Source organism: Amycolatopsis sp. NPDC048633 (genome assembly GCF_040650695.1).
Classification (GTDB): Bacteria; Actinomycetota; Actinomycetes; order Mycobacteriales; family Pseudonocardiaceae; genus Amycolatopsis.
Genome location: NZ_JBEZHS010000024.1, coordinates 96,791 through 112,119 on the forward strand (window position 1 = coordinate 96,791; position 15,329 = coordinate 112,119).

The 15,329-nt window shown below is 73.6% G+C and carries 15 protein-coding genes; 7 read left to right on the forward strand and 8 right to left on the reverse strand.

Going from position 1 to position 15,329, the window contains the following annotated elements:
* The first annotated feature begins 2 nt into the window (after positions 1–2).
* Together AB0C38_RS33500 and AB0C38_RS33505 are read left to right on the forward strand one after the other, a co-directional pair.
* On the forward strand, positions 3–1,073 hold the full coding sequence (locus AB0C38_RS33500; protein ID WP_360681283.1) for a DUF917 domain-containing protein: 1,071 nt from the start codon (positions 3–5) through the stop codon (positions 1,071–1,073).
* A 100-nt stretch (positions 1,074–1,173) separates the two neighbouring features.
* A complete protein-coding gene (locus AB0C38_RS33505) occupies positions 1,174–2,652 on the forward strand; it encodes a helix-turn-helix domain-containing protein (RefSeq protein ID WP_360681285.1) in 1,479 nt (492 codons plus the stop codon).
* On the opposite strand, the gene AB0C38_RS33510 is transcribed toward AB0C38_RS33505, so the two are convergent.
* From AB0C38_RS33510 to AB0C38_RS33520, 3 genes are read right to left on the reverse strand one after another with little or no spacing between them, the layout of a single operon-like run.
* Positions 2,653–4,368, reverse strand: coding sequence for a hypothetical protein (locus tag AB0C38_RS33510; protein ID WP_360681287.1), 1,716 nt, complete (start codon positions 4,366–4,368; stop codon positions 2,653–2,655).
* The gene (locus AB0C38_RS33515) at positions 4,368–4,682 is read right to left on the reverse strand and encodes a hypothetical protein (protein WP_360681289.1); all 315 of its coding nucleotides are present in this window, start codon (positions 4,680–4,682) and stop codon (positions 4,368–4,370) included. Before AB0C38_RS33515 ends, AB0C38_RS33510 begins: the two co-directional genes overlap by 1 nt.
* On the reverse strand, positions 4,679–5,197 hold the full coding sequence (locus AB0C38_RS33520; RefSeq protein WP_360681290.1) for a YbaB/EbfC family nucleoid-associated protein: 519 nt from the start codon (positions 5,195–5,197) through the stop codon (positions 4,679–4,681). The genes AB0C38_RS33515 and AB0C38_RS33520 overlap by 4 nt, the downstream gene beginning before the upstream one ends.
* A 183-nt stretch (positions 5,198–5,380) precedes the next feature.
* On the opposite strand from AB0C38_RS33520, the gene AB0C38_RS33525 reads away from it, so the two are divergent.
* A complete protein-coding gene (locus AB0C38_RS33525; RefSeq protein ID WP_360681291.1) occupies positions 5,381–6,391 on the forward strand; it encodes an aldo/keto reductase in 1,011 nt (336 codons plus the stop codon).
* On the opposite strand, the gene AB0C38_RS33530 is transcribed toward AB0C38_RS33525, so the two are convergent.
* Positions 6,388–6,861: a hypothetical protein gene (locus tag AB0C38_RS33530; protein ID WP_360681294.1), complete on the reverse strand. Its 474-nt coding sequence runs from the start codon at positions 6,859–6,861 to the stop codon at positions 6,388–6,390. The two genes, AB0C38_RS33525 and AB0C38_RS33530, sit on opposite strands and share 4 nt — an antisense overlap.
* Positions 6,862–6,962: 101 nt before the next feature.
* Here AB0C38_RS33530 and AB0C38_RS33535 point away from each other — a divergent pair, with 101 nt between their 5' ends.
* From AB0C38_RS33535 to AB0C38_RS33545, 3 genes are all read left to right on the forward strand, one after another.
* The gene (locus AB0C38_RS33535) at positions 6,963–7,652 is read left to right on the forward strand and encodes a response regulator transcription factor (protein ID WP_360681296.1); all 690 of its coding nucleotides are present in this window, start codon (positions 6,963–6,965) and stop codon (positions 7,650–7,652) included.
* Positions 7,649–8,914 (forward strand): HAMP domain-containing sensor histidine kinase, encoded by a 1,266-nt coding sequence (locus tag AB0C38_RS33540; RefSeq protein WP_360681298.1) that lies wholly within the window; start codon positions 7,649–7,651, stop codon positions 8,912–8,914. Before AB0C38_RS33535 ends, AB0C38_RS33540 begins: the two co-directional genes overlap by 4 nt.
* Before the next feature lie 73 nt (positions 8,915–8,987).
* On the forward strand, positions 8,988–9,383 hold the full coding sequence (locus AB0C38_RS33545; protein WP_360681300.1) for a hypothetical protein: 396 nt from the start codon (positions 8,988–8,990) through the stop codon (positions 9,381–9,383).
* A gap of 93 nt (positions 9,384–9,476) precedes the next feature.
* Here AB0C38_RS33545 and AB0C38_RS33550 read toward each other — a convergent pair whose 3' ends face one another.
* The 3 genes from AB0C38_RS33550 to AB0C38_RS33560 all read right to left on the reverse strand — a co-directional run bounded on the left by AB0C38_RS33550 (position 9,477) and on the right by AB0C38_RS33560 (position 14,020).
* Positions 9,477–10,025, reverse strand: a complete 549-nt coding sequence (locus AB0C38_RS33550; RefSeq protein ID WP_360681302.1) for a DUF4232 domain-containing protein — start codon at positions 10,023–10,025, stop codon at positions 9,477–9,479.
* A gap of 149 nt (positions 10,026–10,174) precedes the next feature.
* On the reverse strand, positions 10,175–10,732 hold the full coding sequence (locus tag AB0C38_RS33555; protein WP_360681304.1) for a DinB family protein: 558 nt from the start codon (positions 10,730–10,732) through the stop codon (positions 10,175–10,177).
* An 18-nt stretch (positions 10,733–10,750) separates the two neighbouring features.
* Entirely contained in the window at positions 10,751–14,020 is a 3,270-nt protein-coding gene (locus AB0C38_RS33560) for a glucodextranase DOMON-like domain-containing protein (RefSeq protein ID WP_360681306.1), read from the reverse strand.
* A 123-nt stretch (positions 14,021–14,143) separates the two neighbouring features.
* Here AB0C38_RS33560 and AB0C38_RS33565 point away from each other — a divergent pair, with 123 nt between their 5' ends.
* A complete protein-coding gene (locus tag AB0C38_RS33565) occupies positions 14,144–14,554 on the forward strand; it encodes an ATP-binding protein (RefSeq protein WP_360681308.1) in 411 nt (136 codons plus the stop codon).
* A 3-nt stretch (positions 14,555–14,557) separates the two neighbouring features.
* On the opposite strand, the gene AB0C38_RS33570 is transcribed toward AB0C38_RS33565, so the two are convergent.
* Positions 14,558–15,280 carry a GAF and ANTAR domain-containing protein gene (locus AB0C38_RS33570; RefSeq protein WP_360681310.1) on the reverse strand — a complete coding sequence of 241 codons (723 nt, stop codon included), beginning with the start codon at positions 15,278–15,280 and terminating at the stop codon, positions 14,558–14,560.
* Positions 15,281–15,329 lie beyond the last annotated feature (49 nt).

Here is a 15,329-nt window from a genome sequence, read left to right on the forward strand (position 1 = left end):
TCATGCGCATCACCGCTGGTGACGTGGCCGCTCTCGAACGCGGGGTGGCCCTGCTCGGGTCCGGTGGCGGCGGGGACACCGTGACCGCCGCCGTGCTGCTGCGCAAGCTGCTCGCGGACGGCCGGTCACTGTTCGTGCGTCCTGCCGGTGAGTTGCCGCCGGACGCGCGGGTCGTGCCGATCGGCGTGGTCGGCGCGACGGCGGCGTTCACCGAGAAGCTGCCCGGTGGCGGCGAGTTCGCGGCCGCGGTGGCCGCCGTCGAACGCTGGACCGGCGAACGCGCCGACGCGCTGATGTCGATCGAGATCGGTGGCCTCAACGGGTTGCTGCCGCTGGTCGTGGCCGAGCAGCTCGGGCGGGGGTACGTCGACGCCGACCTCTCCGGCCGCGGGTTGCCCCGGCTCGACCAGTTCTCGGTCGCCGCGACCGGCCGCGGGGTCGCGCCCGCGGCGCTCGCGGAGCCCGGCGGGCAGGTCGTGGTGCTGGCGGCCGGGTCCGACGTCGTGATCGAGCGGGGCACCCGCGCGTTCCTGGCCGGCTCCGGCGGGTGGGCGGCGTTCGCGCTGGCCCCGATCCCGGCCGGCGAGCTGGCCGGGTGTTCGGTACCGGGGACGACGAGCGGCGCTCTGGAGCTGGGCCGCCGGGTGCTGGCGGTGGGGGAGAGCCCGCCTCGTGACGCGCTCGAGGCGGCGTTGGCGGGGTCAGTGCTGGCCCGCGGGCGGGTCCTGGAGGTGGCGCGCCACCTCGGTCCGGGGCAGCACGGCAGCCCGGGGTTCGGCCGCGGCAGCGTCACCCTGGCCGACCACCGCGACGGCGCGTTGCTGCGCCTGGAGATGGAGAACGAGTACCTGCTGGCGTTGCGCGACGGCGCCCCGGTGGCGTCGACGCCGGACGTGCTGTCGGTGCTGGACCACCGCACAGGGGTACCGGTGTCCTGCGACGCGATCCGCACAGGAGTGGAGGTCGACGTGGTGCGGCTGGCGGCGGCGCCGTTCTGGAGAGACCCCCGGTGGCTGCCGGTGGTGCGGCCGAGGGCGTACGGCATCGACAGTGACCCGGTGGGGGCGGAATGAGACCCCATGCGCCCCAATGTGGCGTTGGTTGCGTCCAGCGCACCCAATGTGGCGCGCATGGGCCCGTCTGGGTGCGCGGCACCGGCTCGGTGAGACCCTCATGAGTCTGCGGCGGGTGCTTGCCCTGCCCGGTTGGGCGGTGCACGTCCGGCTGCTCGCCGGGGAGGCCGGGCTCGATCGTCCACTCGCGACGGTTCAGGCCACTTTGGACGCTTCGCACCTCCCCGCCGTCGGGGAGCTCACCGTTGTCGCCCGGCCGGTCGCCGGGACCGACTGGCAGATCGATGCCCTGTTGCGGCGCTGTGCCGACGCCGGGGCCACCGGGGTGCTGCTGTCCGGGACCGAGCCGCTCACCGCGTCGCGCCTGCTCGCCGACCGCCTCGCCGTGCCGCTGCTGACCACCGGGGCGCCGCCGTTGGACCTGCTCGTCGAGGCCCGGTTGCTCCTCGCGGCCCCCGAAGTCGACCGGGCGGACCTGCTGCTGGCCACCCACCGCGCGCTCGGTGACCGGCTGCGCCCGCCCGAAGAGGTCGTCGCCGTGCTGCGGCGGCTGCTGCGGTCGCCGGTCGCGGTGCTCGACGACCGCGGCGCGCCGCTGGCCGGCGAAGTGACCGGGCGCGTCCGCCTGGATGAGGCCGTGCCGCAGCGGACCGAGGTCGACGGCGGTGTCTTCCTCGCCCACCCGGTGCTGCTGCAGCGCCCGGCGATGTGGCTGGCGGCCGAGCTGCGGGGGAACGAGGCCGCGCGGGCCGACGTCGTCCCGCCCGCGCTCGCCGTGGCCGCCGGGGCGCTGCAGCGGTGGCTGCTCGCGAACCGGCTCGAGCTGGAACGGGACGCGCGCTCCCGCACGGCGCTGCTCGGTGACCTGCTGCGCCTCGACACCGAGCCCGGTGCGGACCTGCGCCGCCGCGTCGCCGATGCCGGCTGGCGGCTCGGCGGCTGGCACGTCGGGCTGCACATCGGCGTCCCGGCGGCGGTCGACACGGTCGCCCGCACGCAGGAGGTCATGCGGGCGCTGGAGGTCGAGGCGGTCGTCGTCGAGCACGGCGACGGCTGGACCGGCTGGGTCACCTTCGACCACGAACCCACGGCGGAACGGGTGCGCGCCCTGGCGACCCGGCTCCAGGCGGCGCACCGGGCGCTGCACCTGGGCGCGCACATGGGGGTGGGGCGGCCACACCCGCGTCCGGAAGGGCTCGTGGCGACCGTCGCGGAGGCCCTCGACGCGGCCCGGCTGGCCGCGACCCGGCCGGAGACCGGTCACTTCCTGCACGTCGACCAGCTCGGCATGGCCCAGTTGCTGCTGGAGTGGACCCGCACGGATACGTTCGAGCCGGCGGCGCGGGCGCTGGTCGCGCCGTTGCGTTCGGTACCGGGCGACCTGGTCCGGACCCTCTCCGCCTACCTCGACGCCGAGTCGTCGATCGCCGAGACGGCCACGGTGCTGGGCGTGCACCGCAACACCGTGGCGGCCCGGATCGCGCGGATCGAGCAGCTGCTGGGGGTGGACCTCTCCCGCCCGGACGAGAGGCTGGCGCTGCACCTCGCGTCCCGGGCGGTCATCCTCTCGGAGGAGTGACTAGTCGTCGTCCCCGCCGCCGGTGACGTTGCCGATGCTGGCGGGCACGCCCTTGATCATGTCGACGACGGTCTTGCCGGCCAGGCCCGACTTCCCGAACCACGGGTCGGTCATGATCTTGATGGCCGACTCGAACTTCTCGGCGCCTTCCTTGCCGAAGACCTTGCCGAGCTGCTCGACCGAGAAGTTGTTGATCTTGTCGAACTTCTGCATGATCTCGGGCGTGACACCGTCCACCTTGGACAGCTTGTCCTTGATGACGGCGGTCATCTGGTCGGTGAAAGGCTTGTGTGGCTTGGGTTCCGGAGTGGCCGCCGCCGGCGTGGAGTCCGGCTTCGGTTCCGGCGTGGTGTCGGGCTTGGGCTCCGGCGTGGTGTCCGGCTTCGGTTCCGGAGTGGCCGACGACGGCGCGGGTTCCGGCTTGGGCTCGGGCGTCGTGTCCGGCTTGGGCTCGGGCTTGGGTTCCGGCGTGGCCGAGGCCGGTGTGGTGTCCGGCTTGGGCTCGGGTTTCGGCTCGGGCGTGGTGTCGGGCTTCGGCTCCGGTTTGGGTTCCGGGGTGGCCGAGGACGACGACGGCGCGGGTTCCGGTTTCGGCTCGGGCTTCGGCTCGGGGGTGGTGTCCGGCTTCGGTTCGGGCTTGGGTTCCGGAGTGGCCGACGACGGTGTGGTGTCGGGCTTCGGCTCCGGCTTCGGCTCGGGGGTGGTGTCCGGCTTCGGTTCGGGTTTGGGTTCCGGAGTGGCCGAGGACGGCGTGGTGTCGGGCTTGGGTTCCGGCTTCGGCTCGGGGGTCGTGTCCGGCTTGGGCTCGGGCTTCGGTTCCGGCGTGGCCGACGACGGTGTGGTGTCCGGCTTGGGTTCCGGCTTCGGCGTCGGGGCCGGGGTGGTGTCCGGCTTCGGGGTGGGCTTCGGCGTGGGGGTCGGGGTCAGGCTGCTCGTCGGGGGCTTCGCCGCCGCCAGGTCGTCGCCCGCCTTGCCCATCTTCGCCAGCGCCTTCACCAGCTCGCCCAGCTTCTTGGCCAGCTGCATGAGCTTGGCGCCGATCTTGCCCAGCGCCGTGGCCACCGTGCCGATCGTCGTGGTGATGAACAGCGCGATCGACGCGCCGAACGTCACCGGGGCCAGCACCGCCGCGATCAGGGCGCCCTTGACGATCGTCGCCAGGAGCATCGCGATCAGGTCGCGGAGGATGCCGCGGAAGGCGCCGACGATGCCGCCCGCGATCGTCATGTTCTTGCCGGCCTGGTCCAGGTAGCCGCCGAGGGAGGCCAGCTGGTCGGTGACCGCGTCCATGTCCTTCTTGAACTGGTCCGCGGCGTTGCCGGACCAGTCCTTCATGAGCGTCTCGATCGCGCCCTGGTGGTCCGTCGACCACTGCTCCAGCTTCTTCTTCTCGGCCTTGAGCGCCTCGGCGGCCGCCTGGATGCCGATGGGGTCGCCCATCAGGATGTCCAGCGGCCACCGCAGGATCGTGATGTGCTCGATGAGCCAGCCGATCCCGGCCGTGAGCAGGCTGCCGATCGGGTCCAGCACGAGACCGATGGTCTCCAGCGCCATCCCCGCCGCGCCGATGCCGATCGCGACCTTGTCGTTCTCCTTGCGGGCTTTGTCGAGGCCGACCGCCGCCTCGAAGAAGCCCGCGCCGGCGGCCCGGTTGTCCTTGTCGAAGAGTTCGGACCCGTGGAGGCTGACGTCCTTGCTCTTGTAGTCGTCGCCCACTATTCGAACCTCACGATCGAGTCGACGGCGTCTTCTTCGCCCGACTGATAACGCTTCGCGGCCTCGGCGACCTTGTCGGAGAACTCGCCGATGGTCTTGGCGTATTCGCCGAACTGGTGGTGCGCCTTGTCGGTCCACGTGCTCGCGCCCGCCGCCATCAGCTGGCACGCCGGGTTGATGCCGAACATGCCCGGGTCGCAGACCATGCCGCCGACGAGGTCCGCGGTGCCCTGCAGGTTGCTCTGGAGCTCGTCGAGGTGCTTGCCGAAGGTCGCCAGGGGTCCCGAGTCGACCCTGAAGCCGCCGCCGCTCACCAGGGGTTCGATTCGTCGTCGCTGTGGTCGTCGGCCGGGGGACGGCGACGCGGGGCGGGCCCGGCGGCCGGCGGTGCGGGCGGGCGCGCGGGGGGAGCCGCGGGCGGCGGGGTGCGCTCGGGCTCGGCGCTGTCCGGCGCCGCGAAGTCGCCGTCCGGCGGCGGGTCCGGCGGCAGGAAGGACCGGACCATGTCGGTCGACTCCCCGTCGCCGTTGATGGTGGCGAAGGAGTCCGCGACGCTGCGGGCGGTCTGACGCTGCGCCTCGCGCACCGTGCTCATGATCGCCGCGGTCAGCCGCGCGGATCCCATCTCGGTCGCGCGGTGCCCGAGCTCGAGGTTCGTGAGCGCCCCGTTCGGCGCGAGCGTCACGGTGACCGCCCCGTCGCGGGAGCGCACCGTGGCGCCGGCGGCGGAAAGCGCTTCGTTCAGCGCCGCCGCCTTCGACTGCATGTCCCGGACCTGCCGCTCGAGCAGGAGCTCGAAGTCTTCACCTGGCCCCAGGTTCGGTTGCACGAATTCGACTCCTCGCCACGCCGGGGTGTGGGGCCCGGGCCCCATGATCGGGCCAGGTTAGCGCACCCCCGGAGTTCATTCCGGGCTCACCGGGAGGATGGCTCCTTTTCTCCCCGAAGTTGCCCTGGAATGCCCTCGATCGGGTTTGACCCGGTCCGCGCTCCGGGTTGCACGATCGGGGACATGACACGACTGGACGACTACCGGGCACTGGGCCGCTCCGGGCTGCGGGTCTCCCCGCTGGCCCTGGGCGCGATGACCTTCGGCACCGGCTCCTTCTGCGCCGCCGACGACACCTCCCGCAAGATCTTCCGCGCCTACGTCGACGGCGGCGGCAACTTCGTCGACACCGCGGACAACTACAGCTCCGGCCGCAGCGAGGAGCTGGTCGGCGAGTTCCTGCGCGACGTCGGCCGCGACGACATCGTCCTCGCCACCAAGTACTCCGGGCCCGATTTCGGCGGCGGCGAACCGCGGTCGGACCCCCGCCGCCGCAGCAACGGCCGCAAGAACATGGTCGCCTCGCTGGAGGCGTCGCTGCGGCGGCTGCGCGTCGACCACGTCGACCTGTACTGGCTGCACATCTGGGACGGCTTCACCCCGGCCGAGGAGGTCATGGCGGCGTTCGACGACCTCGTGCGCGCCGGGAAGGTCCGCGCGGTGGGGCTCAGCGACGTCCCGGCCTGGTACGCGACGAAGGCCGCCATGCTCGGCGGCCCGCCGGTGACCGCGTTGCAGCTGGAGTACTCCCTGGTCGAGCGGGCGATCGAGGCGGAGTACGTGCCCCTGGCCCGGGAGTTCGGCATCGCGGTCCAGCCGTGGGGCGCGATCGGCGGCGGGTTCCTGTCCGGCAAGTACACCCGCGACGGCGGCGGCGAGGGCCGGCTCGCCGACGGCGCGCCCTACCGGTCCCTGCCGGAGACCCGCTGGGCCGTGCTGGACACCGTCCGCGAGGTCGCGGCCGAGGTGGGCGCGACGCCGGCCCAGGTGGCGCTGCACTGGGTGACGCGCCGGCCGGCCATGCCCGCGCCGCTGATCGGCGCCCGGTCACCGGAGCAGCTCGCCGAAACCCTCGGCGCGCTCGAGCTCGACCTGACCGACGACCGGCTCGACCGGCTGACCGCGGTCAGCGCGCCGGAACTGCCGTTCCCGCACGGCATCCTGGCCCGGCTCAACGCCGGGCTGCCGGGCTAGCCGCGTCCGCGGTGGCCGCCGCTGTCGTCGGCGACCGTTTCGGCGTGCGGCTCGCCCTCGCGGCACGTCACGACCGTCACGTTCTCGGCCCCGTCGTTCTTGAACTTGACCGACGCGGTGGCGGCCGGCCCGCGGGAGACGTCGTCGTCGACCTTCCAGCCCGGGTCCGGGCTCCAGGACATCAGCTCGACCTGGTCGCCGGTGCACTTCGCGACGAGGCGGCCGCCGGGGACGGTCAGGCCGCGCGGTGCCGGGGCGCTCGGCGACGTCGTGGTCGAGGCCGGGGCCACCGGGGTCGTGCTCGTCGGCACGGTTTCCAGCGCGCGGGCGACGTCGTCCTGCGACAGCGGCTGGTTCTGCGGGCCCAGGATGCCCGCGCCGACGACGTCGAGGGCCACGGTGCCGGCGCCCGCGGTGACCGCGGCGGCCAGCAGCCAGCCCGCCGTCATCCACAGCCCGCGCCTGGTCACCTGTCCACTGTGCCATCCGGGAGGGTTAAAGCGCGGCTAAGACGTCCTTAGCGTTCGCCAGGAGCCCGGCGAAGCGGCTTCGCGTGTGTAGCCTCCCGAGAATGGCGACCGTGCTGCTCGTCGAGGACGACCCGACCATCCGCACGGCCGTGCTGCGCGCGCTGGGCGAGCGCGGGCACACGGTGACGTCCGCGCCGACCGCGATGGCCGGGCTTCAGGCGGCCGTCACCGACCGGCCCGACGTCGTCCTGCTCGACCTGGGCCTGCCCGACCTCGACGGCCGCGAGGTGCTGCGCATGGTCCGGGCGGTCAGCGCGGTGCCGATCATCGTGGTCACCGCGCGCGACGCCGAGGCGGAGATCGTCCGGCTGCTCGACGCCGGCGCCGACGACTACGTGGTCAAGCCGTTCGGCGGGGCCCAGCTCGACGCGCGGATCCGCGCGGTGCTGCGGCGGGCCGAGCCGGAGGAGACGACGGCGCCGGTGGTCGTCGGCGGCCTGTCGGTCGACGCGCGGACGCGGCAGGCGTCCCTCGACGGCGCGCCGCTGGACCTCACCCCGCGCGAGTTCGACCTCCTGCACTACCTCGCGAGCCGGGCCGGGACCGTGGTGAGCAAGCGCGAGCTGCTCGCCGACGTCTGGAAGCTGCCCTACGCCGGCGCGGACAAGACGGTGGACGTGCACCTGTCGTGGCTGCGGCGCAAGCTCGGCGAGACCGCGCAGGAGCCGCGGTACCTGCACACCGTGCGGCGCGTCGGCGTCCGGCTGGCCGAACCGGGGGGCGAAGCGTGAGGAAGCGGCTCGCGGTGCTGGTCGCGGCCGCGATGAGTCTGGTGCTCGTCGCCTTCCTCGTGCCGCTGGCGCTCTTGCTGCGGTCGGTCACCGCGGACCGCGCGGTCACCGCCGCGACGGCGAAGGCGCAGTCGCTGACATCCTTGGTGGCGACGTCCGGCACGGCGTCGCTGCGCCCGGCGGTCGACCAGCTCAACACGACCGCGGGGCACCCGGTGACGGTGTTCCTGCCGGACGGGACCGTGCTCGGCGCGCCGACCCCGCGCACGCCCGGGGTCGCCCTGGCCGCCGCGCAGGGCAGCAGCCTGACCGTGGAGGACGCCGGCGGCCGCGAAATCCTCGTCGCGGTGCAGGGCCTGCCTCGCGGGACCGCCGTGGTGCGCGCGTTCGTCGATCGCGCCGAGCTGAGCCGCGGCCTGGGCGCGGCGTGGCTGCTGCTGGCCGGGCTGGGCGTGGTGCTGCTGGCGCTCGGGGTGTTCGTCGCCGACCGGCTGGCCCGCTCGATCGTGCGGCCGGTGCACGAGCTCGCGGCGGTGTCGCGCCGGCTCGCCGAAGGGGACCTCGACGCCCGGGCGCGCCCGGGCGGGCCGGGGGAGGTGCGGTCGGTCGCCGCCGCGCTCAACCTCCTGGCCGCGCGGATCCGGGACCTGGTGCGGCAGGAACGCGAAGCCGTGGCCGACATCTCGCACCGCCTGCGGACGCCGCTGACCGTGCTGCGGCTGGACGCCGAGTCGCTGACCGATCCCGCCGAGGCCGAGCGGATCACCGCCCACGCCGAGAGCCTGGAGCGCCAGGTCACCGCGTTGATCGACCAGGCGCGGGCGCGGGACTCGGCGCCCGGCTCGTGCGACGCGGCCGCGGTCGTCCGGGCGCGGGCCGAGTTCTGGTCGGTGCTCGCCCAGGACCAGGACCGCGCGGTGACGGTCTCGCTCGACCCGGGCCCGCTGCCCGTCGCGGTCGGCGAGCCGGAGCTGGCCGCGTGCCTGGACGCGTTGCTGGGCAACGTCTTCGCGCACACGCCGGAGGGGACGGCCTACGCGATCCGCCTGACCGGGACGGCCGGCGGGGCGCGGCTGGAGGTGTCGGACGAGGGGCCCGGGTTCGACGAGGTCGGGCGCGGCGCGAGCGGCGCCGGGTCGACCGGGCTCGGGCTGGACATCGCCCGCCAGACGGCGCGCGCGTCCGGCGGCCAGTTCACGGTCACCCGCGGGCCGGGGGCGCGGATCGTGCTGGACCTCGGAAAAGCTTTAGGGATGCCTTAAGCCTCGCGCAGTGCGCCGCTATCACGGGGCGAGTGATGCTTCTTTCGTTGTCGGAGAACGAGAAGGAGCAGACATGCGCAAGATTCTGGTGATCGCGGCGGCCGGCGCGGTGCTCGCGGTGGGCGGGACGACGGCGGCCCTGGCGCAGTCCGGAGCCGACGACGGGACGCGGGTACCCACGTCCGTCGAGGCCACCCCGACGAGCGAACCCTCGGCCGCCACGGAAACCACCGAAACCACACGCAGCACCGAAGCCACGGAGTCGCCGAGCGCGACCCGGACGGCACCGAGCACGTACCCGACCCGGTCCGCGCCGAGCCCGTACCCGACGCGCACCCACGATCGCGGGGACGACCACGGCGGTCACGGTGCCGAAGCGGGCGACGACCACGGCGGCCACGGGGACGAGCCGGGCGACGACCCCGGGCGGCACCACGAGGCCGGCGACGACCACGGCGGCCGTCGCTGACCTCCGGACGTCATGAACGACTCTTTCATGCCGTCAGGCGCCATGAAAGAGTCGTTCATGTCCTCCTCGCCGGTCCACTGTGGACGCGAGAGGCTACGGCTGCGCGGGGCCCGCGGTCACCGCGCCGACGGTCAGCCCGTGCGCCTCGGCCGAGTCGTCGAGCGGGCCCTGGTTCCACGGCAGCGTGATCGCGGGGTCGCTGACGTCGCCGCGCGGGGTGGTCGTCTGCGGCGCGGTCACCGTCACGCTCGACGGCTGGACCTGGTTCTCCGAGGCCTCGATACCGGTCCAGTGCAGCAGCATCGACGCGGGCCCGCCGTCGGCGACGGTGACCGCCGGCGCGTCGGCCGCGGCCGGGTCCGCCGTCACCGTCACGCCACCGGCGCCGGTCAAGGTGACCGGCAGCGCGCCCTGCAGCGTGCAGGTCTCGCCCGGCTTCGCGGTGAACTCGACCGACGCGTACCGCTGGCCCGCGCCCGGAGACCCGGCGACCAGCGTCGTGTCGATCTGCGAAGACGTGCAGTGGAAGTCGGTCGGCATCGCGGAGGCGGTCCCGGCCGCGGCGACGACGGCGGACGCGGCGGCGCCGGTCACGGCGAGGGCGGTGACACTGCGGGCGAGGACACTGCGGCGGACGGACATGAGGGGAACCCCTTCCTGTGTAAAGCGGTCCGGTGAGTTCTCCACCGAACTTTCGTGTTCACAGGAAAAGATGCCCAAGACTCGATCAGGTTAGCTCCGAAGTGCGATTGCCCGCACAAAAGCAACCCTGAGTGATCTTGAACGTCCCCCTAACGAGCAGCTGTGGCCGCCCGCTCGATCTCCGCGTACCGCGCCGTCCAGAACTCGCTGTCCCGGGAGGGGGCGCTGGTCGCCCCGTCGAGCTGTTCTCGCAGGATGTCGGCGTGCCCGGCGTGCCGGTTGGTCTCGGTGAGCACGTGCACCATGACGTTGAACAGCAGCACATCCGGCCGCGGCCACCACGGCACGTGCCCGGGAGCGTCGACGTCGAGTGCGTCGATCGTCGCGTCGGAGTGCTCCGCGACGCGGCGGTAGCGGGCCACGATCTCCGTGCGGGTCTCCTCCGGAGTCGCCCAGAAGTCCCGGCCGCGCGCCTCGAGGTCGTCCCAGCGAGGCAGCGGCTCGGGGAACGGCCGGCCGAACACCTCGCCCAGGTACCGGGTCTCCCACAGGGCCAGGTGCTTCACCAGGCCGAGCAGGTTGGTCCCGGTCGCGGTCAGTGGGCGGCGCACGGAGTACTCGTCCAGCCCGTCGAGCTTCTCCAGCACCGCCTCGCGGGCCTCGCGCAGATCGTCGTGCAGGTACTGTTTCGCGAACTCGTCGATCACGGTTCCGAGCCTGCCAGATCACCCCACGGGCACGCCACGCACCGCGACCGGCCCGCGGGCCGGGTCCAGCTCGGCCGCCTGGTCCACCCCGGCCGGTGTCAGCACGTCGACCGCCTTCGGGGCCGTCGCCGGGTCCGCCGCGCAGATCGGCGCCGTGCCGCCCGCCGCGCACAGGCCGAACGTGTACTGCCCCGCCGTCGGCGTGAACGGCCGTGCCTGGTCGGGGGAGTTGCCGTCCTGGCCGGTCAGCACCACCGCGAACGTCCAGCCCGCGCCCGGGGTCCCGAAGGCGGCCTTCGGGACGCTCACCGTGATGTATCGCGTCGCCTGCGAAGCCTGGACAGACGGCGTCGCCAGCGAAGCACCCGAAGCGTCTACGAGAGCTGGGTCGGCGAAGCCCTGGACCTCGATGCGCCGGCTCCACGCGTCCTGCGCGGCGATCGAGTACGCCCGGCTCGGGAACGGCGCCGCGGTCGACGTCGCCGTCGCGGCCGGGTCGTGCGCGTAGATCGTCAGCAGCTGCGCGCCCAGCGGCGAGCCGAACGTGGGGGACAAGTCGCGGAGCTGGGCGCGGAACACGAGGTTCGGGCCCGAGTCGATGACCTGGAACCGCTGCAGGTCGAACGCGCCCGCGTGGAAGTCCCCGGCCGTCGGGTAGGTGAACGTGCCCGGCCCGTTGTCGTCGCCGTCCGGGTCGGCCGTGTCGAGCAGGACCGTCCCGGTGACGAAGTCCGAGCTGATCGTCTTCTGCGCGTAGCCGGTCCCGGTCCCGGAAGTGGCGGCCGCGGTGACGACGTTCGCGCCCAGGGGCGTCGGCACCGTCGCGCTGAACGTCCCCGCCGCCGAGGCCCGGGTCGACAGCACCGAGGTCGTCCCGGCGTCCGTGGCGGACACGGCGAGGTCGACCCGGCTGCCGGCGGGCGCGGTCCCGGTGACCGCCGCGGTCGCGGTCGACACCGAAGCCGGGGCGTCGAGGGTGACCGCCAGCGCCGCGGGCGGGGCGTGCGTGACGTACCGGGCGCGGACGTCGGCGGGCTGCTCGGTCAGCCGGCCGTCGTCCAGGGCCCGGGCCAGCCGCACCGACTGCGACTGCGCCCAGCTCAGCGGCGCGACCGAACCGGCGGGCTGCCCGGGGGCGAAGCCGATCGACGCCGTGCGCGGGTCCGAGCCGTAGGGCGACGCCGGCACAGCCGGGTTTTCCCATGCCTGCTCCGGAATCAGACCGGTCCCGCCGGTCTGCGCGCGCATGGCGCGCAGCAGCGCCGCCGCGCCCGCACGGTCGCCGGTCTGCACGGCCTGCTCGCCGCGTTCGCCCGCGAGCACCGGCCAGAGGTGCCCCGACCCGGTGTTCGGCCCCGGCCAGGGCGCTCCGGTCGGCGCGCAGTTCGTCGGGTCGGGCTCGTAGCAGTCGCCGTAGCCGTCTTCGCTGCCCGCCGCGGAAGTCCCGTAGCGGTACCAGCCCGGCCCGGCCGGCGTGTCCCGCTTGATGACCCGGTCCACGACGCCCAGCGACGCGGTGACGTCCGGGTCGTTCGCCGGCAGCACGCCGAGGCGCGTCAGCTCGAGGAACCCGGCGTCGACGACCGCGCGCTGGTCGGCGTCGACCGAGCCGTTGCCGAGGTTGTAGATCCACTCGGAGTTCGGATCGCCGTTCTTGGGCAGCCGCAGGAAGTACCGGCCGCCGTACGGGCCGGTGGACGTCACCGTCCAGCCCTTGATGCTGCGCTGGAAGTGGTCCGCGGTCGCCCGGTAGACGCGGGCGCGCGCCGGGTCGCCGTTGCGGTCGGCGATCACGCCGGCGGCGACGAGCCCGGCGATCTCGGCGGCGATCGTCGAGGGGGAGTAACCGCCTTGTTCCTCCCAGCGCTCGGAGCCGAACGCCGGGCCGTGCGCAACGACGAAGTCCGCGGCCGCGCGGATGTGTTCGGTGTAGAGCGTGCGGTCCCGGTCGAGCCCGGCCTGCAACGCCATCAGGATCGGGTACGCGCTCTCGTCGAGCTGGTCACCGCCGGAGTCGGGCGCCTTCTTCCCGTTGAGCATGGAGTTGCGCGGGAAGCGGCCGTCGGGCTGCTGCTGACGGCTGAACAACCACCGCACGCTGGCCCGCGCGGTCTCGCGGTCACCCGCGGCGAGCAGGCCCGAGAAGCTTTCGTAGAGGTCGCGGGCGAAGATCTCGCGGTAGGACCCGAAGTAGACGGGCTTGCCGCCGGGCGCGTCGCCCGCCGAGACCGCCTGCCCCCACGGGCTGCCGAGCGAGGCGACGACCGCGCCGGGGAACGTCTTGTCCTCACTGGCCTTCAGCACGTTGACCGACTGGTAGTAGGAGTCGGGGTCCTTGCCCCGCAGGGGGATCAGCCCGTTGTCGTAGTCGCGCCAGCCGCGCGCGTAGTCGCGGTAGCTCTGGTCAAACGGCGTGCGCAGGCTCGCGCCGGCGGTCTGGACGGCCGCGCGCGCGTCCGGGCCGAAACCCAGCGCCAGCACGGCCGGGCGGCGCGGCTGCAGGTCCAGCTGCGCGGTCTGCACGACGTTGCCGTTCACGGCCGACGACGCCGGGTCGGTGAGCCGGTGGTCGCGGTCGAGCTGGGCCAGCCCGTCGCCCGCGGTGCCGGCGAAGCCACTGGAGGTGCTGAGGAACCGGCGGTCGGCGCGCAGCGCGGCGGCCAGCGGGGTGCCGTAGTCGCGGGCCGGTGCGCTCGACACCGTGTTCGGGTCGGCGCTGACCAGCGCGCTCGTCGCCGCGTCGACGGTCGCGGTGTCGCCGCCGCCGTTCGCCGGGCCACCACCGCCGTTGCCGTTGATGCTCGCGTCGAACCGCACGTACACCTTGAGGTCGCGGCCGGATCCCTGAAGCGGGTCCAGGCGCGTCCGGATGAGCACGCCGGTCCGCGCCGGGTCGGCCAGGTAGTCGGTGACCAGCCGGTACCGGCCGTTGCGCGCGGTCGACGTCACCTCGCAGGCCATCCCGCCCGCGCTGGTGCGGACGGTGTAGGTCATGTCCCGCGCCTGCAGGTCGGTGAACGTGCGGCCGTCGGTGACGGCGAACTGCAGCGTCTCGACGTTCGTGTTGTCGATCACCGGCGCGTAGACGTCGGACAGCACCCCGCCCGCCACCGTGAACCACGCCTTGCTCGCCGTGTTCCGCGCGGTACCGAGGCAGTCCTTGCGGGCCAGGCCGAAGTGCGAGAGAGCACCCGGTCCCGGGGCCGGTGCGGCGACCGCCGCCGGCGCGGGAAGGAGGGCGGCGGCCAGCACCGCGCAGAGCACCACGGACGACGTCGACCGAGTCATCCGCACATCCGATCACGCCGGCCCGCGGCGCACCAGAGCCGAACGCAGCAGGGAAAGCCGTTACCCGTGATTGAGAAATCCGACCGGTGGGTAGCAAACCCACAGTCCCCCGAGGAGGTGAACGTGGAAGAGCACGGAGCGGACGGCTGGCGGTACCGCGGCACGATTTCGCCACGGACCCTGCCGAGCTTGCGGCGGCACCTCGTGTCGTGGCTGCGCAGACGCGCCGGTGACGAGGTCGGCCGGCAGGCCGACGACGTCGTCCTGGCCTGCTGGGAAGCGATGGCGAACGTGCTGGACCACGCCTACCGCGGCCGGCCAGGCCTGATCGACATCCGGGCGAGGATCGACGAGGAAGTGCTGATCGTCACCGTCGCCGACCAGGGCCGCTGGGCCACGATCGCGGAGCGGTCCGACGGCGGCCGCGGCCTGCGGCTGATCCAGGCCCTGGTCGACGGTCTGGACCTCCGGTCGACCGACGACGGCACGGTGATCACACTGACCTGGCCGTTCCCGGCCCGCCGCACGGCCTGAGCCTCAGCCGGCCGACAGGCTTTCGACGAACCGGGCCGCGATGTCCCGGAGCTTCACGTTGGTGTGCTGGGACTCCGCGACCAGGCGTTTCATGGCGTCGTCGGCGGTGATCCCGTGCACGGCCATGAGAATGCCCTTGGCCTGCTCGATCACCGCCCGCGAGCTCATCGCCGTCTCGAGGTCGGCGGCGCGCTGCCGGGCCCGGTGGTAGCGGCGGGTGGTGCGCAGCCCGAACGAGACGATCGTGGTGTACAGCCGCAGTATCCGCGAGTCGGTCTCGGCGAAGCCGTGGTCGCCGTAGCCGAAGAGGTTGAGCGCGCCGGAGAGGTTGTCGTCCACGCGCAGCGGCGCGGCGAGGTAGCTGCCCACACCGAGGCCGCGCGCGTGTTCGGTGAACTCGGGCCACAGCGTCCCGGCCGTGGCCAGCGGCAGCCGGACGATCTCGCCGGTCCGGGCCGCCCGCAGGCACGGCCCCTCGCCCGCCGCGTACTGGACGCGGTCGATCTCGACGGCGCGTTCGTCGGTGGAGGCGGCGGTTTCCGGCTCGCCGTCGCGGATCGCGGTGATGCTGGCCATGTCGGCCCCGGGCACGGCCCGGACGGCTTCGGCGCAGACGGCGTCGAGGATCTCCGCCTCGGAGGGTTCGGTCTCCAGGGCCCCCGTGAGGCCCGCCATCGCCGCGGTCAGCTCGTCGAGGTCGTCGGACGGGATCGGGTCACCGGTCACTTCGCTCACCTCCGTCCGGTTCCTGCGCGCACAGTACCCGCGGACCGCG